At 66.7% G+C, this 22411-nt stretch carries 23 protein-coding genes and 1 other RNA gene; 8 read left to right on the top strand and 16 right to left on the bottom strand.

Translation table 11 applies throughout. The features are described from left to right. Positions 1–20: 20 nt before the first annotated feature. Complete coding sequence (locus EII42_RS09205; protein ID WP_125171832.1) at positions 21–446, top strand: sterol carrier family protein; 426 nt, start codon at positions 21–23, stop codon at positions 444–446. Here the strand turns inward: EII42_RS09205 and EII42_RS09200 are convergent. After that, positions 433–1728, bottom strand: coding sequence for a glutamine synthetase family protein (locus EII42_RS09200; RefSeq protein WP_233558337.1), 1296 nt, complete (start codon positions 1726–1728; stop codon positions 433–435). The genes EII42_RS09205 and EII42_RS09200 overlap by 14 nt on opposite strands. Positions 1729–1820: 92 nt before the next feature. Here EII42_RS09200 and EII42_RS09195 point away from each other — a divergent pair, with 92 nt between their 5' ends. The 3 genes from EII42_RS09195 (at position 1821) to EII42_RS09185 (ending at position 5017) form a co-directional block, all read left to right on the top strand. After that, a complete protein-coding gene (locus tag EII42_RS09195) occupies positions 1821–2669 on the top strand; it encodes a hypothetical protein (RefSeq protein ID WP_125171830.1) in 849 nt (282 codons plus the stop codon). A gap of 16 nt (positions 2670–2685) precedes the next feature. Further along, a complete protein-coding gene (gene map / locus EII42_RS09190; RefSeq protein ID WP_125171829.1) occupies positions 2686–3534 on the top strand; it encodes a type I methionyl aminopeptidase in 849 nt (282 codons plus the stop codon). 223 nt (positions 3535–3757) lie between these two features. After that, positions 3758–5017 (top strand): hypothetical protein, encoded by a 1260-nt coding sequence (locus EII42_RS09185; RefSeq protein ID WP_125171828.1) that lies wholly within the window; start codon positions 3758–3760, stop codon positions 5015–5017. Positions 5018–5089: 72 nt separating this feature from the next. Here EII42_RS09185 and EII42_RS13510 read toward each other — a convergent pair whose 3' ends face one another. Both EII42_RS13510 and EII42_RS09175 read right to left on the bottom strand, forming a co-directional pair. Next, positions 5090–5368, bottom strand: coding sequence for an excalibur calcium-binding domain-containing protein (locus tag EII42_RS13510; protein ID WP_233558335.1), 279 nt, complete (start codon positions 5366–5368; stop codon positions 5090–5092). A 471-nt stretch (positions 5369–5839) separates the two neighbouring features. Continuing rightward, entirely contained in the window at positions 5840–7066 is a 1227-nt protein-coding gene (locus tag EII42_RS09175) for a hypothetical protein (protein ID WP_125171827.1), read from the bottom strand. A 1507-nt stretch (positions 7067–8573) separates the two neighbouring features. On the opposite strand from EII42_RS09175, the gene EII42_RS09170 reads away from it, so the two are divergent. Beyond that, a complete protein-coding gene (locus EII42_RS09170; RefSeq protein WP_125171826.1) occupies positions 8574–8957 on the top strand; it encodes a hypothetical protein in 384 nt (127 codons plus the stop codon). 232 nt (positions 8958–9189) lie between these two features. Here the strand turns inward: EII42_RS09170 and rnpB are convergent. From rnpB to cobC, 8 genes are all read right to left on the bottom strand, one after another. Beyond that, positions 9190–9547, bottom strand: an RNA gene (rnpB, locus tag EII42_RS09165) — RNase P RNA component class A. A 22-nt stretch (positions 9548–9569) separates the two neighbouring features. Continuing rightward, complete coding sequence (locus tag EII42_RS09160) at positions 9570–10994, bottom strand: RNB domain-containing ribonuclease (RefSeq protein ID WP_125171825.1); 1425 nt, start codon at positions 10992–10994, stop codon at positions 9570–9572. Continuing rightward, on the bottom strand, positions 10994–11728 hold the full coding sequence (locus EII42_RS09155) for a zinc ribbon domain-containing protein (protein WP_125171824.1): 735 nt from the start codon (positions 11726–11728) through the stop codon (positions 10994–10996). Before EII42_RS09155 ends, EII42_RS09160 begins: the two co-directional genes overlap by 1 nt. A 58-nt stretch (positions 11729–11786) precedes the next feature. Next, a complete protein-coding gene (glmM, locus tag EII42_RS09150) occupies positions 11787–13136 on the bottom strand; it encodes a phosphoglucosamine mutase (RefSeq protein ID WP_125171823.1) in 1350 nt (449 codons plus the stop codon). Between the two features lie 98 nt (positions 13137–13234). Continuing rightward, a complete protein-coding gene (gene rpsI / locus EII42_RS09145; protein WP_125171822.1) occupies positions 13235–13762 on the bottom strand; it encodes a 30S ribosomal protein S9 in 528 nt (175 codons plus the stop codon). Positions 13763–13781: 19 nt separating this feature from the next. Beyond that, entirely contained in the window at positions 13782–14225 is a 444-nt protein-coding gene (gene rplM, locus EII42_RS09140; RefSeq protein WP_125171821.1) for a 50S ribosomal protein L13, read from the bottom strand. 177 nt (positions 14226–14402) lie between these two features. Further along, the gene (locus tag EII42_RS09135) at positions 14403–15347 is read right to left on the bottom strand and encodes a cobalamin biosynthesis protein (protein WP_125171820.1); all 945 of its coding nucleotides are present in this window, start codon (positions 15345–15347) and stop codon (positions 14403–14405) included. Next, entirely contained in the window at positions 15341–16408 is a 1068-nt protein-coding gene (gene cobC / locus EII42_RS09130; protein ID WP_125171819.1) for an Rv2231c family pyridoxal phosphate-dependent protein CobC, read from the bottom strand. The genes EII42_RS09135 and cobC overlap by 7 nt, the downstream gene beginning before the upstream one ends. On the opposite strand from cobC, the gene cbiT reads away from it, so the two are divergent. Beyond that, the gene (gene cbiT, locus EII42_RS09125) at positions 16400–16972 is read left to right on the top strand and encodes a precorrin-6Y C5,15-methyltransferase (decarboxylating) subunit CbiT (protein WP_125171818.1); all 573 of its coding nucleotides are present in this window, start codon (positions 16400–16402) and stop codon (positions 16970–16972) included. The two genes, cobC and cbiT, sit on opposite strands and share 9 nt — an antisense overlap. On the opposite strand, the gene EII42_RS09120 is transcribed toward cbiT, so the two are convergent. The 4 genes from EII42_RS09120 to EII42_RS09105 are packed head-to-tail and all read right to left on the bottom strand — an operon-like array spanning position 16969 to position 19569. After that, positions 16969–17781, bottom strand: coding sequence for an energy-coupling factor ABC transporter ATP-binding protein (locus EII42_RS09120; RefSeq protein ID WP_370318112.1), 813 nt, complete (start codon positions 17779–17781; stop codon positions 16969–16971). The genes cbiT and EII42_RS09120 overlap by 4 nt on opposite strands. Next, on the bottom strand, positions 17766–18515 hold the full coding sequence (gene cbiQ, locus EII42_RS09115; protein WP_125171816.1) for a cobalt ECF transporter T component CbiQ: 750 nt from the start codon (positions 18513–18515) through the stop codon (positions 17766–17768). The genes EII42_RS09120 and cbiQ overlap by 16 nt, the downstream gene beginning before the upstream one ends. A 3-nt stretch (positions 18516–18518) precedes the next feature. Further along, a complete protein-coding gene (locus EII42_RS09110; protein ID WP_125171815.1) occupies positions 18519–18890 on the bottom strand; it encodes an energy-coupling factor ABC transporter substrate-binding protein in 372 nt (123 codons plus the stop codon). Further along, a complete protein-coding gene (locus tag EII42_RS09105; RefSeq protein ID WP_125171814.1) occupies positions 18883–19569 on the bottom strand; it encodes an energy-coupling factor ABC transporter permease in 687 nt (228 codons plus the stop codon). The genes EII42_RS09110 and EII42_RS09105 overlap by 8 nt, the downstream gene beginning before the upstream one ends. 227 nt (positions 19570–19796) lie before the next feature. Here EII42_RS09105 and EII42_RS09100 point away from each other — a divergent pair, with 227 nt between their 5' ends. Further along, complete coding sequence (locus EII42_RS09100; protein ID WP_233558336.1) at positions 19797–20450, top strand: precorrin-8X methylmutase; 654 nt, start codon at positions 19797–19799, stop codon at positions 20448–20450. Then, positions 20440–21573 (top strand): cobalt-precorrin-5B (C(1))-methyltransferase, encoded by a 1134-nt coding sequence (locus tag EII42_RS09095; RefSeq protein ID WP_125171812.1) that lies wholly within the window; start codon positions 20440–20442, stop codon positions 21571–21573. The genes EII42_RS09100 and EII42_RS09095 overlap by 11 nt, the downstream gene beginning before the upstream one ends. A gap of 9 nt (positions 21574–21582) precedes the next feature. Here EII42_RS09095 and EII42_RS09090 read toward each other — a convergent pair whose 3' ends face one another. Then, positions 21583–22410 (bottom strand): hypothetical protein, encoded by an 828-nt coding sequence (locus EII42_RS09090; protein WP_125171811.1) that lies wholly within the window; start codon positions 22408–22410, stop codon positions 21583–21585. Position 22411: the final 1 nt, after the last annotated feature.

Raw genomic sequence — 22411 nt, 5'->3', positions numbered from 1 at the left:
GGCTCGGCTAGGCTCGTGGCATGTTTCGCCCCACCGAGGCCGTCGTCGCCGCCCTGACCGGGCTTGCCGACTTGACCGCGCTCGATGCTGCGCTGCGCAATAAGCGCCCCGACCTCACCGACGTGCTACTCGACGTGGCTGCCCGGCACGAGGAGTTGCCGCCTACGGTGTTGGCGGCCTGCGTGCGAGCAGGTTGTGCTCGGCTTGGTGAGTTGCACGGCGGCCGGTCGATAGAGCTGCGGGTGCCTCCCTACGCCGCCGTGCAGTTGGGCTTCGGCGGCGGGCCCCGGCACACTCGCGGTACCCCGCCCAACGTGGTGGAGCTTTCGCCGGAGACGTTTCTCGCCCTGGCCACCGGGCGGCTGGACTACCCCGCGGCTGAGGTGCGCGCCTCGGGCGCCCACGCCCACGAGGTCGCACAAGCCTTCCCCCTCACATCACGCTGATGTGCCGGTCGATCTCCCACTGGCTGGTCTGGCGGCGGTAAGCCTCGAACTCGTCATGCTTGTTGCGTAGGAAGTGCTCGAAGACGTGCTCGCCGAGGGTGTCCACCACCAGTTCGGAGTTCTCCATGATGCGCAGCGCTCCGTCGAGGTTCCTGGGCAACTCGTCAATCCCGGCTGCGCGTCGCTCACGAGCGGATAGCCGCCACACTGCTTCCTCGGCCTCGGCGGGCAACGGGTACCCTTCCTCGACCCCCTTCAGCCCGGCACGCAGCAGCACGGCGTAGGCCAGATAGGGATTAGCCCCCGAGTCGAGCGCCCGGTACTCGATGCGGGCGCTGTCCGGCTTTCCCGGCGTCCACTGCGGCACCCGCACCAGCGCAGACCGATTGTTGCGGCCCCAGGACACGTGGGCGGGGGCCTCATCCCCGGCCGCAAGCCGCTTGTAGGAGTTCACCCACTGATTCGTCACCGCAGTGATCTCGGGGGCGTGCCGCAGCAGGCCGGCGATGAAGTGTCGGGCCGTCTTCGACAGCTGGTATTCGTCGGCGGCGTCGTAGAACGCGTTGATGTCGCCCTCGAACAGCGACAGGTGCGAGTGCATCCCCGACCCTGGGTAGCGCGTGAACGGCTTCGGCATGAAGGTGGCATGCGCGCCCTGCATGATCGCCGACTCCCGCACGATGACCCGAAAAGTCATGATGGAATCGCTCATGGTGAGCGCGTCGGCGTAGCGCAGGTCGATCTCGTGCTGGCCCGGAGCGCCCTCGTGGTGGCTGAACTCGACGGGTATCCCCATCTGTTCGAGACCGAGGATGGCCTCACGCCGGAAGTCAGTCCCGCTGCCGAGCGTCGTGTGATCGAAGTAGCCGCCGCTGTCCAACGGGGTGGGCGGGTTGAGGGTCGAGAGCACGAAAAACTCGATCTCCGGATGCACGTAGTACGTGTACCCCGCGTCGCTGGCTTTCTGCACCGCGCGTTTCAGAACGTAGCGTGGGTCGGCGTAGCTGGGCGAACCGTCGCGCAGCCGGATGTCGCAGAACATTCGGGCGGTTGCGACGTCGCCCTCTTGCCGCCAGGGCAGGATCTGGAAGGTTGACGGATCGGGGTGCGCAACCATGTCGGACTCGTAGACCCGAGCGAAACCCTCGATTGCCGAGCCGTCGAAGCCGACTCCCTCCGCGAGTGCGCCTTCCAGTTCCGCAGGTGCGATGGCCACGGATTTCAGCGACCCAAGAACATCGGCAAACCACAGCCGGATGAACCTGACGTTGTGCTCCTCGATGGCCCGGAAGACGTGCTCTGCTTGTTTGTCCATGACCTCAGTCTGCCAAACCTTCACGGTGGTGACCTTCGAGCGTCAATAGAATTGGCTCCATGAGCTACCCGCCCAACGACAACAGTTACTTTGGCCACAGCTACGGCCCGCCTCCACCCACCGGCCCTGGGGGATATTCTCCCTCGCAGGGGTACCCGCAACAGCCTCCAGAGCAGGGTTCCTCTGGGCGCTGGGTGATCGTGGCTATAGCCCTCGTGGCCGCCGTGGCGTTGGGCGTCGCCGGGGTCCTCCTGCTGCCGCGCGGGGAGGACAGGCTCTCGGCGTTGGAGGACGAGCGCAGCGACCGTCCCACCGTCAAACCGTGGAACGAGATGTCCTCCTCACCGACGCCCGAGCCGCCGCCGCAGGGCGGCCGACCCGAGCATTGCCCGAATCGCGGGACCCCTGTTTCCGTCATCCAATCGGACGGCCGGATGCTGGGCGGCGGGCTGTCTATCGTCGCCCCGACAAGCCGAGGCTGGAACGACAACAAGGACTACATGCCGTGGATGGTGGAGCAGAACTCCACCACCAAACGAATCACCGCCAACTGGGTGGCCGGCGTGGATGTGGGGGCCGTTAAGAAGTCCGACGGGTTCTCGGATCCCAAGAAGGCCGCGCACAACATTCTCAGCTGCATGGCCTCGTCGTGGCTTTACGACGACTTCACGGGCAAGGAGGTTCTGGTGGACGAGGCTTGGTCGGTGGGCGGGAAGTCCGGCTGGTTCCTGAAGGCGAACGTGCTTGTGGACCGGGCCGACTGGGTGAAAGGCGATGTGGTGTACATCTATGTCGCGGAGCTGGGGCGCCCGGACGAGCTGGCGGTGGCGGTGGGCACGGCCACCATTGACCACCCCGAGTCCATCGGCGAGGTCGAAGGGGCCATGAACAGCATTGCGTTGGCTTGAGCGGTAGGCTGGGGCGGTGACCATCACTCCGCATCAGATCACCCCCATCCGTTCGGTTCCCGCCTCCATTCCGCGCCCGGAATACGTCGGCAAGGAAGCACCCACCCCGTACACCGGGTCGCATGTCCAAAGCGAGGACGTCATCGAGCGGATGCGCATCGCCGGGCGCATCGCGTCCCGGGCGATGCACGAGGCCGGTAAGGCGGTGCGTCCCGGCGTGACGACGGACGAGTTGGATCGGATCGCGCACGAGTACATGCTCGACCACGGGGCCTACCCGTCGTCGCTGGGCTACCGCGGGTACCCGAAGTCGGTGTGCACGTCGGTCAACGAGGTCATCTGCCACGGCATCCCGGATCTTCGTCCGCTGCGCGACGGCGACCTGGTGAAGATCGACTGCACCGCCTTCTACGACGGGGTGCACGGCGACAACTGCTACACGTTCCTGTGCGGCGACGTTTCCGAGGAGCATCGCCTGCTTGCCGAGCGCACCCAGGAGGCGCTGAATCGCGGAATCAAGGCCGTTCGGCCGGGCAGGCCGTTCTCGGTGATCGGGCGCGTGATCGAGAGCTACGCGAAACGCTTCGGCTACGGGGTGGTGCGCGACTACACCGGCCACGGGGTGCACACCCAGTTCCACTCCGGATTGGTGGTTCTGCACTACGACGAGCCCCTGCTCGACACCCGGATGGAGAAGGGAATGACGTTCACGATCGAGCCCATGCTCACCCTCGGCAACTACGAGTCCGAGGTGTGGGATGACGGTTGGACCGTAACCACGTTGGACAAGTCGTGGTGTGCGCAGTTCGAGCACAGCATCGTCGTCACCGATGACGGCGCCGAAATCTTAACTCTTCCTGAGTAACTCACAGATCAGCCGCCCGGAGAGGTCAACCATCCGGGCGGCTAGTCTTTCCCGCGGAGTACGCACACACCAGCGGATTGACCAGCGGATTGATTGCCCTACGGCGCAAGATAGCGGAACAATTTTTCCGATACCCCTTGCCAAGCATTTCAGGCTTCTCTTAGGGTTTGTTCAGGGAGACCGACCGGAGTCGAATCCGGTCCCCTAGGCAAAGGAGCCAAGATTGAGAAACATCGGTTACAAGATCATGGTCGCCTGTGCGATCACGGCCAGCCTGGTGCTGAGCACGAGCCCCTCGAAAGCAGATCCCCCTCCCCCGCCCTGCGTCAACACTCAGGGCATGCCCATCAACCGGAAGCCTCAGTTCGGCCCGCCTGGCAAGGTGGTGCGCGTCGGCGAGCCGGTGACCCGGGTCACTGGCGACTACGGTCACGGCGTGCCTTACCACGGATTCCGGCTGCGCGACGGACACGAGGTGCCTAACGGATACCAGGCCACCTACGTTCCTACGAAGGAGGACGAGGGCAAGCAGCTCATCTACGGCGAGCGCGTGCGCGACCCCAGGACCGGACTCATCATGACGGCCTACAGCGACCCGGTGATCGTCGTCGGCAAGAACTCCGCCGGGCCGGGGCAAGGAAACGGCTCGGGCCCCGGTGGGGGCAACTCCGGCCAAGGACAGCAAAACGCCGACTACGTCGATGTCATGGTCAAGGACATGGAGCTGAAGAACGACGCCGTTCTTGGTGACGGCTCCGCCGGGCGCATGGTCGGCCCGGGCTACGTCGTGATGGGCAACAACCCGCGCGGCAGCAACACCCCCGGATACTGGAAAAACAATCTGGTGCACGGGAACTACCGATCCGACAAACTGTGGAACGCGGTCGTGCCCTGGCTGACGATCACGCCCGGCCCGAAGAACGCGGCCACCAACACGCGCGTGGAGTTGAGCCAGATCAGAATGCACGTGCTGACCAAGGCGGGCAAATGGGTGCACGTCCAGACGCAGAGCATTGACGGCGCCGTCTACAACCACTCGCTCACCGGCAACCCGCACATCCCCAGAGCCGACATCCGCTTCGACGGAGCGAAACGCGTCGTGCTGCCTCCCCGCAACGGCTTGGTGTTCCATGGTTGGGGCAAGGAGATGAAGTGGAATACCGCTGACATCGAGGCCGTGCACGTCGCCATTGACGCGCGGCTCGTGCGTAACAATCCGAAGGGTCCGGACGACCGCTCGAAGGCGCAGTATCTGCTCCAGATCGGCGGTGACTACTATCCTGAGGTGGGGGTGCGCGTCACCGACGAGCTGATGAAGATGAAGGATGGCGGGTCCTACTTCCCAGGTATCGGCCTTTCCCGAGCGAAGACCGTCAAGGCCGAAATGCAGACGTTCAACTTCGTCACGATCGACACCGCGGTGCAGGAGCCGGGCGGCTCAATCAGCGTCGACAGGCTCAGGAAGAACCCGCCGCCGAGGTGACCTCCCGGAAGACCTCCACGACGATCCTCAACCGGGGGGAGGAGCCCTACGGCTCCTCCCCCTTCTCGTGGTCTACTCGTCGCAGGCCACCCCATCTTTGTCGCGGTCGAGCTTCCTGCTGTAACCCGGCTGGCCCGCGTAGAGCGGCGCCGCCCCCGCCCTGCGCACCTCATCGCAGTTCTTGTAGCTCGTTTTCTTCTCACGCTCCGGTTTTCTCCGCGTCGCTTCCCGTGCCGGCTCGGGCTCAGACGTGAGCGGCTCCGGTTCCGGCTCAACGGGAGCGGCGACTGGAACCGGCTGCGCCGGAGCGACGGGGGGCTCGGTGATCGTCACCGTTGACTCAACGGTCACTTCCACGGTCGCGTACGCGGTTACGGTGGACACAACGGGTTCGGGGGTCCGAGTCACTTCGACTGTGCGGAAGGCAGTCGGGACACTCGCCGCTCGCGGCCCAGGCGCATCGTTGTTCCCCGCAGAGTATCCGATGAATAGCGCAGCCGTCCCAATAATGGCTGCCGTCCCTGCCCTACCAAGTTTCTTTTTGGGTTTCGGCGGCACAGCGGCGTGAATCATCGTTTCTGTCATTTTCCCTCCCAATTCCTGATGCTCCAATCAAGCTTCGGGAAGAAGCTACTAAAGGCCCGGGTGCAGAACCAGTAACTCGGCTGAAGCGATCACCTGAATCAAGCGAATCAACCCGGCGGCAAGGCGGCCGAATCCGGTCGGAGGTGTGCCTCTCGCAGTCAGTGTGCACGGCCCTGGGCGGGGTTCCCAGCCGCCATTTTTTCGCCCTACGTGAGTGGTTCTCATCACTCGCCGCCCTCACCGTCGATAAACGTTGTGGAGGATCCAGTCCTCGCTCAGTTCTCCGGCCCGAGCGCTTTCCAGCACCACGTCGGACTTCAGATGATTGCCCAGCACGAGCGCCCGGCAACACACCGCCAGCCCCCGGCTGGCGCAGGCCTCGATGATCGGGACGAAATGCGCCCCGGACGCGGGGCCAAGCCAGCCAACCGGCTTCCCCCCGATCCGCACCCCCACCGTCGGCTTCCGCGCGCGCTGCGCAGCTTCATCCAGCAGGAATAGTTCCGCGGCGACTCGCCGTTGCCCTGAACCGTCAAGCAAACCGACAAGAGCCTCGGCATGATCCGTTTCGCCCAGGATGTGCAAGCGCTTCCCTCGGGGGAGGAGAACGAACTCGCCCTCCGGCAGCCCCTCTGGGGCCGCTACCTCGTCTGGTTTGGGGAATCGGACGGTCAGCCGTGGGTCACTCATTTCGCTGCCGTCGGAGGCGGAGAGCGTCAGCCCGACCTTCAGCCCCAGACCTTGGTCGGCTAGCCGACGCAATTCGGCGGACAGCTCCGTCGTTGTCCGAAGGAGATTGCCCACCCACATGCCATCAATCATCACAGCGGGATAACGCTCATCAGCGGTCGGGGCCAGCACGGCATCGCGAATGTCGACGCAAATCGGCTCCGGGGGAAGATCAATGCCGCGCAATCCACATGCGGTGACCAGCTCGGTGATGTGCCGGTGCGGATAAGCCACTTCCGCCTTGTTCACTAGCTCTCCCCAGGGCTCTTGGGCTGGCAGATCCAGCTCTACCGGCGGAAGGTGGCTCGTCTCCGGCGCAGCTACCAGAGCCCGATCGGCCAGGACGGAACGTACCGGAAGGATATTGCCTGCGTAATCCGCGCTGGATCCGGGCCCCACGATCACGCCGCGTCTGACTCGGCCCCGCGCCGGAAGGGTCACCCAGCTGCCCACCACGGGGGGCTCGTCGAAGGGCCAGACAAACGTGTAAGCGGTCTCATCGTCGCGAAGCTCCCGGCGGTCATTCGCCTTGCGGTAGACGGCGCGCACATATACCGCGTTGGATCTTCGGGAGATCATCTTCAAGAACCCGGTGCCGCCGATCAGCGCCCAACCCAACAGCAGCATCACCAGGGCCACGGTGTGATCGGCAACCAACCAGACGAAGCCGGCGAGCAAAGTCAAAAGTGCCCCCGAAAACCAGGGATGCTCCGCAACGGGCTCCAATGCTCTCAAACCGGTCACCTCCTAGGTGTGATGTTCAGTCAGGTTGTTCAGCCTCGTGATCGGTGGTTTCTTCCCGATCCCGGAGTGGGGCCTGTGGTGATTGTAGAGGTGGACCCGGCCCGGTAGCGCGGCGAGGCGGCCTGCTTCTGCAGGGTAGAACTTCTTGAAGGCCCAGCCCTCGACCACGACCCGGGTCAGCCTCAGTCGGGTTCGTGATATCAAAACAGCATTCGAACGGGTAGTGCGGGACACGAAAGCTTCCCCGACGGAGGTGCTGGCTTCTGTACAGCCCCATTTCCACCACAGGAGGCCCTCGCCTTACACGCCCGCACCACACGAACCACACCAACCCGACCGGACATCACACCTAGATGCGCAGGTCGGTCCCATCTAAGAGAGCACCTGACCCAAGCCCGGGTCGGGGAAGGAGGAACAATTGATAAGGAAAGAACCATGGCAAATGCTGGCGATAGGATCAATCCCTATTCGGTGAGTTTCGCGGGCAAAGATAGCATTTCGGAGTTCAGCACGCACAGCTTTCGCGTGGAGTTGCGCCGAGGGGTCCACCAGGGAAAGAACTGGATCTGGCTTCGGACCACCACTCTGCGGAGTAGCAACTGCGAGCTGGGCGCGACAGCTAAAATCGTGCCCCGGTCGGTACGCTGACGAAGCTCGGCTACGGGCACGGGGACAACCTCAAGGTCGGGTCGCAGCGCTGCTCGGCGGCGATCTGCATCGGCAACCCGGCCTCGACGATGCGCGTCACCTACTCGGGTCCGACTCCGGGATGCGAGGGTTCGAAGACCGCCTTCGCGTGGTAATCACTCGCTGAGACACTCAAGCGCCTTAGTGAGCGCGGCCTGCCCCCTGGCCAAGCGTCCTGCATCCCAGTGAACGTTCAGCCAGGGGGTATTGCCAGTCGGGTAGACCTCGATCCATTTCCCATCTCGCCACTCCCCTTCCCTCACTTCGGCCAGGCCGGGGGCATTGCTGATCCAGGTTCGAACTCGCGCAGGGTATGAATCGTCCTTTGGCATGTCGTATGCCACGAGCCACCAGATTTCGCCCCCCCCGCTAGCCCCTCGCCGATCTCAACCTGAACGGCGCGAGTCGGAGTACCAATGTCAAAATGCCCCCGCTCGATCAACCCCGGGTCGACCGGCTCACACTCCATCGCTGCCACGAGGCCGGGGTCGGCCACAATTTTGGGCGCGCGTCGTCGGCCCATCCGCCAGAGGGGCCTCTGGGCTCGGGACCTCGACGTTCGGAATATCAGCCTCTTGAGCTGCGCTGGGGGTCGCGGGAGGCGGGGGAGCTGGCGCGTCCGCGCCCCATTCCCCACTCCCGCAGCCCACGAGCGCCAGCATAGCCAAACCAATTCCCACAAGCCTTTTTCGCATGCTCTGATCCTACCCTGGCTTCGGAATATGCACTTAATCATCCCGGAAAAGAAAGGACTGAAATGCCTAGAACTCGTGCCCAATCCGAACCTTTTTGAGCAACCGCAAAGTCCAAAATGAAGAACGGCGTCCGCGAAATCGTCGAGAAACTTTGGGAGACCATCCAGCGCTCCCCCAGCCTCAAGCCTATGCCTGGATGGGCTCCGGGTGGCGAACCGGCTCCGCTGAGCACGTGTCAGGGCGCGCTATCGACATCCCACAAACTCCGGGACCGCGGCTCGAACAGCGCCAACCACGTAGAGTCCCAGCTTCTCGGCGAAGAATCCGGGCAGGCCACCCCGCTGGCGCTGCGCGCCGCCCAGCGGCTCGACCGGGACTTCCACGGCAGTAAGTCCCCGGAAGTACTGAAGATGCTGCACCAGGTGCTCATCGCGCTCACCAACCAGGTCCAGCCTCAATGCCAGGTCGTGCAAGCGCTCGCTACGCGCATCCTCAACTAGCCCCACATCAAGACCCTCACCCGACTGCGGGTGGGGCCTTTTCTGCGTCCCCGGCAGCCACCGATTCTGTGCGCTCTGTGTGCGCTGCGAGACGCCGAAGCACCCTGCTTTGCACTCCGTTGCGCTCTGCTTTTTGTGTTTTCCGGCATTTCCTAATATTGCCAAGCATTGACTAAAAGCCCCGCCACCAAACTAAAATATCGCCCACTAGGGGCGATATTCGAGAATGGAGGGGACGAGCCAGCCGGTAAGCCGGGTTCTGTCATCGGATGATCATCTATCTGAGGCGACGCGTTGCCGCGCCGCTCGTGCGACCTACCCGAACACCTCGCGCGAGCAGCGCTCGATCGGTGTCCGCGGCCCGGAGGCCTTCTTGGTCTTGCTCCCGGTGGGGTTTACCTAGCCGCCACAGTCACCTGCCGCGCTGGTGGTCTCTTACACCACCGTTTCACCCTTACCTGTCGCCAGGCGGTTTGCTTTCTGTTGCACTTGCCCTCGGGTCACCCCGGGTGGGCGTTACCCACCACCGTGCTCTGCGGAGCCCGGACTTTCCTCAGCCCCACAAGGGCCGCGATCATCTGGCTGACTCGTCCGCCACAAACTCTACCCCGATCAGCTGAGCCGCGCGAGCTGCACCTCGCCGGCGTCGACATCCACCCGTTCGATCCGCACCCGAATGGTTTTACCGACGTCGCGCTGCTCCGCCTGCAACTGGAGTTCGACGGCGGGCTCCGCTATCTGCACCAGCCCACGGCCCGTCTTCGGATGCACATCAACCAGCACGCCGTCGAAGCTCTCCCCCACCCGGTTCGCCAGCTCCAGGGCCTCGGCGATGCTCATCACCCCTCGCTCGTAGGCGTTGGCGAGCGTGCCCGCCCGTCGCATCGTCGCGGGCAGCTCGGGCAGCGCGGCCAGCACCCAGTCCGGCACCTCCCGGCCTTCCGCCAGCGCCAAGCAAGCCTCAAGCGCGTACCTGTCGACCAGGCGTCGCAGCGGAGCCGTCACGTGCGCGTACTGCGTACCAAGCGCACTGTGAACGGTGCCGCCCTCTCCCCCGACGAGCGCGTATCCCGCTCCCCGAAACAGCATCGTGCACTTCACCAGCACGGCCAGCTCACGCGGCCGCTCCGGGCTCAGCCCCCGCACGAAGTCCGGGTAGCTTAGCCCCTGCGGCCAGTCGACGCCGACCGCGCGCGCCTGCCTGCGCAACCGGGCGATCGCGAAGTCCTCCGCAGGAGGCAGGACGCGCAGGATGCCCACCGCGCCATCGACCTGTAGCCTGGCCGCCCGGAAGCCGGTCAGCAGCGAAATCTGCGCGTTCCAGGCCTCCACCGGGTGGAGCGCGCGAAACACCAAATCCCAGCCGTCAGCGACCTCAACTATCTCCTGTTCCGGCAGCCGCAGATTGATGCCGCCCCGTTCCATCTCCAGCCGCTGCCGCAGACGACCCACCTCGGGCAACAACGCGATGCTCGGGTGTGCCCGACCCGCATCCAGATCTCGCTGCACCCCGGAGTAGTCAAGCTTCGCTCGGTTCAGCACCAAAGCACGCGTCAGCGTGGTCTCCACCGTTTGACCCCGCTCATCCAGCAGATGGGTCCAGACGATAGCCGGGCGGGGACGACCGTCGGCCAGCAGCGAGGCGGCATCCTCGCTGAGCGCCGGAGGGTGAAGCGGGATGCGTGCCCCCGGGGCGTAGAAAGTCTCGCCCCGCCGGTGCGCTTCTGCGTCGAGCGGCGAACCGGGCTCAACCCAGTGGCCGACATCGGCGATGGCGTAACGCACCCGATAGCCGCCCGGCACGCGCTCAATGTGCAGCGCCTGGTCCAGATCCATCGAGGAAGCTGGATCAATCGTCACGAACTCAACGTGGGTCCAGTCCGCGTGCGCATCGGTCTTGGGCGGGTGGGCCCGCAGCCGTTCCGCCTGCGCCACTGCCTCCGGAGAGAAGTGCGCGGGCAGGCCCAAGTCGTCGCGGAGCCGACGGATACCAGCCCGCGCCTGGGCGGGCACCGCGTCCAGCCGGTGGCGTCGCATCAGCTGTCCTTGGTGCGCACCAGGATGCGGTCACACTCGGGGCAGCGCAGCACCTGGTTAGCGGGCGCTTTCCTCAGCTCCGCGAGATCAGAGACCGTGATCGGCAGTTGACAGCCGCCGCATTTGCCCTGCACCAGCCGGGCTGCGCCCATCCCGGTGGTCGCACGCAGCTTCTCGTACAGCTTCATCAACGCCTCGGGCAGCGACGACGCGATCGGTTTGCGTCTGGCCACCAAGGCTTGCGCCTCCTCTTTGAGCACCGCAACCTGCGCGTCGCGGGTGCGCACCAGTTCCCTGAGCTGGTCTTCTACCTCGGCTTTCCTAACCGCGAGTTGATCGCGCGTCTCGACCGCTTCCTCGGCAGCGGACATCGCTTCCAGCTGCACGTCTTCCAATTTCGAGATCCGGATCTTGAGGTGTTCAATCTCCTGCAGGAGCCCCTGGAGCGCTTTGGTATCCGTGACGCTGCCGTCGGAAACCAGCCGCTGGTCGCGGGCCAGTCGTTCCCTGACCGGGGTCAGATCCTGCTCCGCGCGTTCGGCAGCCACCGCCAGGTCGTCGGCGGCCGTGGTGGCAGCTGTCAACACGTCAGCGGCCTCCTGCCTGCGTGACATCAGCGCCTGGATCTTCGCGTGCTCAGGGAGCGACTTCGCTGCGTGCGTCACGCGAGCCAATTCACCATCGACCTCCGCCAGACCTAGCAGCCTGAGCTGAACAGCGGGTTCCGCGAGCATTGGGCTCTCCTTTTGACTTGTGGCTTGGAGCCAATTGTGGTGGATCGACCTGTGTGGGTCAAAGCGCCAGCCGCTGGGCGACAACCTCGGCCAGCCTGGCCGCGATCTCGTCGGCCTGCTCCTGGGTGGGGGCCTCACACATGACGCGCACCACCGGCTCGGTACCCGAAGGCCGCAGGATCACCCGACCGGACTGGCCAAGCAGCCGCGACGCCTCCGCCACCGCATGCTGCACCTTGTTGTCGACGCCTGCCCGGAGCTTATCGACATTACGCACATTCACCAGCGCCTGCGGCATCACCGTCATGACGCTGGCCAACTCGGTCAGCGACTTGCCGGTAGTCGCCATTCGGGCCGCCAGGTGCAGACCAGTCAGCGTTCCGTCGCCGGTGTTGGCGTACTCATTGATGATCACGTGGCCAGACTGCTCTCCGCCCAGCGCGAAGCCGTTGGCGTTCATCGACTCCAGGACGTAACGGTCGCCAACCTTCGTCTGGTCCACACGGATACCGTGCTCGCGCATGGCGTTGATCAGCCCCAGATTGCTCATCACTGTCGCCACCAGTGTGTCGGACATCAGCCGGTGCTGTTCTTTGAGCGAGATCGCGAGGATCGCGAGGATCTGGTCGCCGTCAACCACGTTGCCTTGCGCGTCGACGGCAAGACAGCGGTCCGCATCACCGTCGAGGCCGATACCCAGGTCGGCCTGCTCCGCCACCACCCGTTCACGCAGCGACCCCAGGTGTGTCGACCCACAATTGTCGTTGATGTTGTTCCCGTCTGGCTGATCATGGATCGCGACGACGTCCGCACCCCGGGCGCGGAATGCCGCAACTGCGGTCTTGGCCGCCGCACCGTTGGCGGCGTCAATCACCACTTTGAGTCCCGCGAGGCTGATGTCCCCCAGCGAATCCGTCAGGTGCTGCACGTAGTCGTCGACGAGTTCCGGTGCGTAGCGGACCCGCCCCACGTCGCCCCCCGTTGGCCGAGTCCACTCCTCACCCAACCGCTGCTCGATCGCGTCTTCCAAATCATCGGCCAGCTTGACGCCGCCGCGGGAGAAGAACTTGATGCCGTTGTCCGGCATAGGGTTGTGCGAGGCGGAGATCATGACGCCCAACTCGGCGTTCGAGCGATCCACGATGTGGGCGACGGCTGGTGTGGGCACCACCCCTACCCGCACTACGTCGACCCCTGCGGAGGCCAATCCCGCCACGACAGCGGCCTCCAGAAACTCTCCGCTAGCGCGCGGGTCCCGACCCACGATAGCGAACGGCCGCGGGCCCCGGAAAGCGCCGATCTCGGTAAGGATATGAGCTGCTGCGACGGACAGGTCAAGCGCCAGCTCGGCCGTAAGCAGCACATTCGCGGTGCCGCGCACCCCGTCGGTTCCAAATAGACGTGCCATGTAACCGAACTCTACCCACCCAGCCGGCGCAACACGACAACAACGAAGGACGGGACCTCAAAGAGGTTCCGTCCTTCGCGTGAAAAGGGGGGCAGCGATCAGCGCTTGCTGTACTGCGGGGCCTTCCGAGCCTTCTTGAGGCCTGCCTTCTTACGCTCCGGGACGCGCGCGTCGCGGGTAAGCAGGCCGGCCTTCTTCAGCGCGGGGCGCGAGGCTTCGGCGTCCACCGCGTTGAGCGCGCGGGCGATGCCGAGACGCAGCGCGCCAGCCTGACCGGAGGGGCCACCGCCGCCGATGCGAGCGATGACATCGTAGGAGCCGACGAGGCCGGCTACCACGAAGGGCTCGTTGATGGTCTGCTGGTGCAGCTTGTCCGGGAAATAGTTCTCCAGGCTGCGGCCGCCGTTGATGTTCCACTGGCCGGAGCCGGGAACGATACGAACGCGGGCGACGGCCTGCTTGCGGCGGCCAACCGCTTGGCCGGGAGCGACAACCGCCGGCCGGGACTGGGTGCCTTCGGCGACTGCCGGGCTGGAGTCAGAGCGGTACGCGATCTCGCGGTTCTGCTCATCGGTGAACGAGACGATCTCCTCGCCCACGGTCTCCTCAACAACTTCAGTGCTCATAAGTTCTCTGCGCTCTCCGTTACTGGGCGATCTGGGTGATCTCGTACGGCTGCGGCTTCTGCGCAGCGTGCGGGTGCTCGGGGCCTGCGTAAACCTTCAGCTTGCCGATGAGCTTTCGCGACAGCTTGTTCTTCGGCAGCATGCCCCACACAGCACGCTCGACGGCCTTACGCGGGTCCTTTTCGAGCAATGCGCCGATCGAGACCTCCTTGAGGCCACCCGGGCGACCCGAGTGCGTGTAGCGCTTCGAATCAACGCGCTTGTTGCCAGTGACGGCGATCTTAGACGCGTTGACGACAATCACGAAGTCGCCACCATCGACGTGAGGGGCGAAGGTGGCCTTGTGCTTGCCACGCAGCAGCGTCGCGGCGGCGACGGCGAGACGTCCGAGGACGACATCCTCGGCATCAATCACATGCCAGTTCCGGGCGATTTCGCCAGGCTTGGGGGTGTACGTAGACACGGACGTAGACCAACTTCCAACTTGTTTACTTCTTGCTAAAGGGGGTTGCTTGCAAGGGGCACGTGAGCAAGCCCGCTTTCGCGCGCAACAGCTAGTAATCCTAGGCCGTTACACCTCTCGGGTCAAAATCGGCTTTGGCCACTCGCGTAAGCCAGAACTCTACCGGCTCCGGGGGCGCTAGCGCGAGCCAACGTCACGCAACGCGCACGCGCCCACCGCCAGGACCGCGACGACGCCCGTCGCCCCGGTGACCAGCCGCACCGAGCGGCGCACATCGTCGGGCCCCGGCCTGCGACCGTCGCCGAGATCGCCCCGCACCTCTACGCGCCCGCCGTAGTAGACGTTGCGCCCGCCGAGACGCACCCCCAGCGCGCCCGCCATCGCCGACTCACACCAGCCGCCGTTGGGGCTGGGGTGTTTGGCGTGATCGCGTGCGAGGATGCGCCACGCTGAGCGGGAGCTGCCGCCGACGGTGGGCGCCAGCGTCGCGATCACCGCGCCAGTGATCCGCGCGGGCAGCAAATCCAGCGCGTCATCGAGGCGCGCCGCGAACCGGCCGAAGCGCTCGTAGCGGTCGTTGTGGTGGCCGATCATCGCGTCAAGGGTGTTCGCCCCCCTGTGCACCAGCATCCCCGGCATCCCCACGACGGCCCCCCAAAACAGCGACGCCACGGCCGCGTCCGCCGTGTTCTCGGCCATCGACTCGATGGTGGCCCGCGCAAGTTCCGGCGCATCCAGCTGGTCGGGGTCGCGGCCGCACAGGTTACCCAGCTGCCCCCGCGCCCCATCAATATCGGATGCCCGCAGCCGCTCCGCCATCCGGCCCCCCTCGCGCGCCAGGCTACGTGCCCCCAACACTGACCACGTGACCGCGGCCGTCGCGAGCGCGTGCAACCAGGGTCGCCGACGCAGCCCCCGCTCCGCCAGCCAGCCCAGCACCCCCAGCGGCACCAGAAGCGCCAGCGTGTGCCCCGCTCCGGCCGCCACCTCGTCGCGGTAGGTGCGCTTCTCTAGCCGCTGGGCCGTGGCCCCGAAGGCCGCAACGGGGTGGGCGCGCCTCGGGTCGCCGAACGCCTGGTCCGCCACCACCCCGAGCGCGATGCCGACGGCCCGACTCAGCATCCGGCCTCCTTGATCCGGGCCAGCGCGTCCGCCAGCTTCGAGTGGAGTTCCGGGGTGCGAACCGCGAACCTGAGCCACGTCGGCCCCAGGCCGGGAAAGGTCTCCCCCCGACGCACGGCGATCCCCAGCGCGTTCAGCTCGCCCCTGAGGGAGACATTCGCCCGGATCGCGGCGGTGTCCACCAGGACGAACGGGGCGCTCGATTCCACCACCCTGAGCCCCAGTTCCCGCAGCCTGGTCACGAGATCCGCGCGCAGGGCAGGCAGCTCGGCCGCGATCCGGACCACGTACTCCCGGGCGGCCTCTCCGCAGGCCAGGCGCATGAGTTCGATCGCAGGGGAACTCACCGACCACGGCGTCTGCTGGCGGCGCAGCAGGTCGATCAGCTCGGGATCTCCGACGACGTAGCCCGCCCGAACGCCCGCCGCCGCGAATACCTTCGTGAGCGAGCGCACCACCAGGAGCCCCGACATGTCGTCGGAGATGAGCGAGTGCTCGTCGCCCACCTCGTCGAGGAAGGCCTCATCCACGACGAGCACCCGCCCCGGCCTGGCCAACGCCAGCAGGGTCCGGCGCGGATGCAGCACCCCCGTCGGATTGGTGGGGTTGCCGACGAAGACGCGGTCCGCCTCCTGCGTCACGGCCTCGGCACGAAGCGTGAAGTCGCCGCCCAGGATCGCGCGGAGCGTCCGACGCCCGACGCGGCGCAGCGCCGCCTCCGGCTCCGTGAACTGCGGATGCACCACAACCGCCAGTTCCCCCGGCAGCGCCTGCGCGATCAGCGTGAACGCCTCAGCCGCACCACTCGTCGGCAGCACCATCTCCGGCGGAACCCCCCAGCGCTCGGCCAGCGCGGCTGCCGCCGGGCGGGCATCCGGGTAGGCCGCCCAGCTGGGAACCGACCGGCGCAGCCCCTCGACGATGAAAGGCGGCGGCTCGTGAGCGCGCACGTTGACCGCGAAGTCGATCAGTCCTCGCGCCAGGTCCTGGTCGCCATGGTGGTAAAGATCGATACCGGTGCGCGCAGCCACGTCCGTGGAAGAATAGCCGCGATGAGTCATCTTGAATCCTTCGTTCCTGGCCTGCCCGACGACGCGTTCGTCCACGACGGGTTGATCACCAAACGCATCATCCGCGCCGCCGCGCTCGCCCACCTGAGGCCGTGCTCTGGGGAAACCCTATGGGATCTGGGAGTCGGCGCGGGCAGCATCCTCGTGGAATGGCTGCGCGCGCACCCGACGACGCGCGGCGTCGGGGTGGAGCGCCGGCCGGACAGGCTGGTGAACGCGCAGGAGAATCTGGCCCGGTTCGGGCTGGCCGAGCGCGGCCGGCTGATCGCCGGCGATGTCGCGGACTGCCTGGACGAACTGCCCGAACCCGACGCCGTCTTCGTCGGCGGCGGGCTGAGCGCCGACGTGGCCGAGGCCTCCCTGGCCAGGCTGCCCGCAGGGGGACGGTTCGTGGCGCACGGCGTCACCATCGAGGCCGAGATCCGCTTGACCGATCTGCACGCCCGTCACGGGGGTGAACTCACCCGGATGGCGGTGGAGGTGTCGGATCGGATCGGCTCCTTCCGCGGCTGGAAGCCGCTGCGCACCGTCGTGCAGTGGGCATACGTCGGCTAGCTTCGACGCAGCGCGGCCACCAGCTCCGCCACGGTGCGCGGCCGCTCAGCCAACCCGAGCTGGGCGGCCACCTCAAGCATCGTGGGCCTGCGCAGCCTGGCCGCGGCCAGCAGCTCCTCGTCCCCCAGCAGCGCCACCGGATCCCCGACGGTGACGCGGCCGTCGTGCACCACCGCGGCCTGGTCTGCGATAGCGAGCGCGAGGTCGAGTTCGTGCGTCGAGAACACGAGCGTGGTGCCCAAGTCGCGCAGCCGGTCCAGGGTCTGCAGCATCTCCTGAACACCCACCGGGTCAAGGCCCGCGGTCGGCTCGTCCAGCAGCAGCACCTGGGGTCGCATCGCGATCGCGCCCGCGAGCGCCACCCGCTTACGCTCCCCGAAGCTGAGCTGGTGGCAGGGCCGGCCAGCCAAGTGCGTGATGGACAGCAGGTCGAGGGCCTCGGCGACGCGGCCGAGCACCTCCTCCTCCCCCAGCCCCAGGTTGGTGGGCCCGAACGACACGTCCTGGGCCACGTCGGCGCTGAACAGCTGATCGTCGGGGTCCTGCAACACCAGCTGCACCCGCCTGCGGTGGGCGCGCAGCCCGGCTCGGCCGTAGCTGAGGGGTTCCTGCGCCAGCCGGATCTCGCCCAGCTCCGGGCGGTGGCTGCCGCACAGGGCGCGCAGCAAGGTGGTCTTGCCCGAGCCGTTGGAGCCGATCAGCACGGTGCGGCTGCCCCGCTCGATCCGCACCGAGACATCGGTCAGCACCCGGTGCGCGCCGTAGCTGAGCGTGACATTCGCCGCTTCCAGGATCACCATGCGAACCAACTCACCAACCAGATCGCGCCGACGCTCGCCGCGCAGCCCAGCAGCATCCGCGGGTTGCGCGGCGGAAGCCGCATCGTCGTCGCCAGCGATTCCTCCGCGCCGCGCGCCGCCAGTCCGGCCTCCAGCCGACGGGCGCGGTCCCAGCTGCGCACCAGCAAAGTGCCTACCGCAGCCCCCGCGGCCCGGACGCCCGCCCGGCCACAGCGCCGCTGTTGTGCGTCGCGGATCGCGGCGGCGGTGGCTAGCAGCGTGAACAGCAGCCGGTAGGTGAGCGCGGACACCTCGATGAGCGGCTGTGGCACCCGATGCCTGCCCAGCCAGTGCAGCAGGTCAGACATCGGGGTAGTGAGAGCCAGAACCAGCACCGCCAACGTGCCGCACAGCGCGTGCAGCACCAGCCGCCAGGCCATGTCCAGCGAATCGGCCGTGATCGACAGCCACCCCCACTGCCAGTACGGGTTCCTGGGGTTCGCGCCAACGGAGAGCAGCACGGAGAGCGCACCCAGCGCGATGAAAACCGCGGGCAGGCTGACGGCGCGCACCAACACGCCGATCGGTATGCCCGCGGGGCCAAGGATCAACACCACGGACAGCACCCCGACGAGCGCCGTCCCCGGCACCACCTCAGCCGTGAGCGCCGTGAGCACCAGGCTCACGCACCACAGCACCTTCTCGCTGACGCGACGACGCCGCCACGGGCTCGCCCAGGCGGCGTCGTCGAGTGCGATCAGCATCCGCTACTCGGCCTTCGAGGCCTGTTTGGCCCGCTCGGCGCTGCGCCCGCGCAGCGCACCGAAGGCGTAGCCGACGATGCCGGCGCCGATCGCCGCCTGGAGCGCAAACAGGCCCGACTCGATCTCGCCGGACGCAGGCTCGAACAGTGGCGAGAACCACGGCTCGGCGCCGGCCTTATCCATGATGTCCACGACGACGGAGTCGGTTCCGACGAAGCCCTCCTCTGGCTCCGGTGCCTCGGCCTGAGTCTGGGCCTGGTCCGGCTGTGCGGCCTCCATCGGACGCGGACTGCCCAGCACGAACGAGATCGCGAACAACACCGCTATAGCGCCGAGCGACAGAACGCTCACCCAGGGGAAACGCTTGTCAGACATGTGCGGCCTCCATCTCGCTCTGCTTCAACACCTTCAGCCGGATGAGGTCCGACGCGGCCACCTTGGCCAGGAAACGGATCACGACGACGCCCAGCAGGCCCTCCATGATGGCCAGCGGGATCTGGGTGAGCGCGAAAACGCTCATGAAGGTGGCGACGGCGCCGCCGAAACCGCTCGTCGGATCCGGGTAGGCGATGGCAAGCTGCAGCGAGGTGACGCAGTAGGTGCTGAGGTCTGCCAACGCCATCGCGAAGAAGATCGCCACCTCCTTCGGGGCGCCCAGCTTGCGGCACAGCACCCAGGCGCCGTAGCCCACCCATGGCCCGGCTATCGCCATAGAGAATGCGTTGGCGCCGAGCGTCGTCAGCCCGCCGTGGGCGAGCAGGAGGGCCTGGAATAGGAGAACCATGGTGCCCAGGAAGGCCATCACCGGCGGTTTGAACAGCACGGCTCCCAGGCCGGTGCCTGTGGGGTGCGAGGAGCTGCCCGTGACGCTGGGCAGTTTGATGGCGGACAGCACGAAGGTGAATCCGGCTGCGGCCGCAAGGAGAAGCTTGTTTTCCGGGTTCTGGCGGACGGACTTGACGACGGCGCTTGCGCCGTGCACCACGAAGGGCGCCGCGGCAACCGTCCAAGCCACCGCGTGTGTCAGGGGCAGATAGCCCTCGGCGATGTGCATTTTTCGGTCTCTTTCTCCGGGATTGCGCGTCCCGAATCAGGTAGTGAGCGGGGGTCTGGCTCCCACACAAGGTGTGGCTACAGTGGCGCGACCGCGCTGGCTCACCCAGCTTCCCCGCATACCGCTCTCAGGCGGTACGGGGCCGAGTCTACTACCGGGCCCGGGGGCGGGGCGTGAATGCTGCGAAATGAACATTACGGTTCAGGACATCAACGAACTACCCTAGGATCGTGACTCAGGACTACTTGAAAACCGGCGGCGATATCTACGCCCGTTCGTTCGAAATCATCCGCGAGGAAGCCAACCTGGAGCGTTTTCCCGCCGACGTGGAACCGGCGGTGGTGCGGATGGTTCACGCAGCAGCCGACCCAGCGATCGCTGACATGGTTGCCTTCACCCCGGGGGTTGCCCGAGCCACGCTGGCCGCCCTTGAGGCGGGCGCTCCCATCCTGTGCGACTCCTCGATGGTGGCCACCGGCATCATCCGCTCCCGGCTACCCGAGCACACCGAGATCATCTGCCATATTAAGGATCCCCGGCTGGCGCAGCTGGCCGAATCCCTGGGCACCACGAAGACCGCGGCAGCCGTTGACCTGTGGCAGCAAGACGGTCTCCTCGACGGGTCGATCGTCGCCATCGGCAACGCCCCCACCGCGCTATTTCGCGTGCTGGAGGTGATGCGCGACACCGGCGCCCGCCCGGCCGCCGTCGTCGGCATCCCGGTGGGCTTCGTGGGCGCGGCGGAATCCAAAGACGCGCTCGTCGCCGAGCCCTACGGCGTCGAATACATCACGGTTCTCGGTCGGCGCGGCGGATCCGCGATAGCAGTGGCTGCCATCAACGCGATGGCGAGCCGCGCCGAGACGACGAATGACCGCTGACGGTCTGTCTGCGGCCGGGCGGGAGGCCCTGCGCCCGCGCGGCAGGAAGGCCCAGCTGGAGCACTCCGAACTCCGGCCAGGCTGGACCACCGGCGCCTGCGCCTGCGCCGCCGCCACCAGCGCATTCATCGCGCTGCACGACGACTTCCCGGATCCTGTGGAGATCGTGCTGCCCGGTGAGCGGCGGGCGGCCTTCGCGCTCACCGCCAGCGAGCGGGCTGTGGGGCACGCGACCGCCGCCGTCACGAAGGATGCTGGCGACGACCCGGATGTGACGCACGGTGCCATCATCCGGGCCCGGGTCGAACCCGGAGAGCCGGGCGTAGGCGTGCGTTTCTTCGGCGGCCCCGGCGTGGGCACCGTCACGCTGCCCGGGCTGCCGTTGCCGGTAGGCGAGCCCGCGATCAACCCGATGCCGCGTGAGTACATCACAGCGAACATCTCCACGGCCGCCGAGCGACTGGGCGTGCCGGCCGATGTGAACGTGACGATCTCTATTGACGACGGCGAGCGCATCGCGAAGAAGACCTGGAACTCGCGCATCGGTGTGCTGGGCGGGTTGAGCGTGCTCGGCACCACCGGCGTCGTTGTGCCCTACTCCTGCTCCGCCTGGATCGCGTCCATCCACCGCGGCATCGACGTCGCGGTCGCCACCGGAGCGCGCCACGCCGCCGCATGCACCGGGTCAACGTCGGAGCGAGTGGCAGAGGAGTTGCACCCCGGCATCGAGCTACTCGACATGGGCGACTTCGCCGGGGCGGTGCTGAAGTACCTGCGCAAGCACCCGATCCCCAAACTCACCCTCGTCGGGGGCGTGGCGAAGCTGTCCAAGCTGGCCGCGGGCTACCTCGATCTGCACTCGCACCGCACCCGCATCCAGCCCGGGCACCTGCGCGGCCTGGTGGCCGCCCACGGCGCCTCCGCCGAGCTGCAGGAGGAAATCTCGACGGTGGCCACCGTCGCCCACGCCGTGACCCTGGCCGCCAAGGAGGGCATCGACCTGGCCGCGCTCATCGCAGCCGACGCCCGCGCGGAGGCCCTGGCCGTGCTCGACGGGGCACCCGTCGAGGTCGAGGTGGTGGTCATCGACCGGGCCGGCAACATCCTGGCGGTGGCCGGCTGAGCACCACGCTCAGCGGAACCGGACGCCCGCCGCCTCCGCCGCAGCCACCAGCTGCTTGAATTCCCCCTCGGACGAACGCAACAGGCCGAAGCGGGCGTCGGAGGACGCCAGGTTGAGCGCGACGCTCGACTTGGCGGGCGCCACGAACCAGCCGTCGCCGTAGCGCAGGAACTGGAGACCGAGCGCCCAGCTGGACTTGTCCCGGCTGATCAGCATCATCGCCTCCGCGCACTCGTCGGCGCCCAGCTGCTTGCACGTCTCCGCGCTGTTTCCAGCGAGGTTCCCGGGCGTGCTCTCGACGGTCTTGAACTCCACCAGCGTGAGGCCACCGTCGAGCCGGGTCGGGTCCATGTCGTCGGTGATCTGCTCCCAGCTGCCCGAACGGACCTGCGCGATGTCAACGGACTCGTCGGCGATCAACTGCAGCGAACGCAGGTACACCTCCCGAATGGCGGCCTGCTGGAGCGCCTGCCCCGCCAAGTCGGGGTGGTCTTGGGCGTCCGCCGGCGGGTACGGTGAGTCCGCCCGCCACTGCTTGACCTGCTCGGCCTGGGCGCGCGAGTCCATCTTGGCGGCCACGGTCTTCATCCCGTAGGAACGCAGTGCCTCGCCAGAGGCCGCGCTGCCGAGGCTGTACACGTAATGCCTGGCCGCCGATTCCGGGGAATCGAACCCCTCGTCGCCCGGCCCACCGAACGCCTGCCAGAGGTTGAGCACCAGGCTGACCAGCAGCGCGACAGCAAGGCCGACGATCAGTAGCAGGACCTTGCTGGGCGCCTTTCCCGCAGGGGGCAGTGGCTGGGGGCCCGGCTGCGTCGGACGGGCCGGCGGTCTCACC

It is taken from the genome of Tessaracoccus sp. OH4464_COT-324 (genome assembly GCF_003932855.1).
Classification (GTDB): domain Bacteria; phylum Actinomycetota; class Actinomycetes; order Propionibacteriales; family Propionibacteriaceae; genus Arachnia.
The sequence above is the reverse complement of the archived record's forward strand: the minus strand, read 5'-3'. Positions and strand labels throughout refer to the sequence as shown.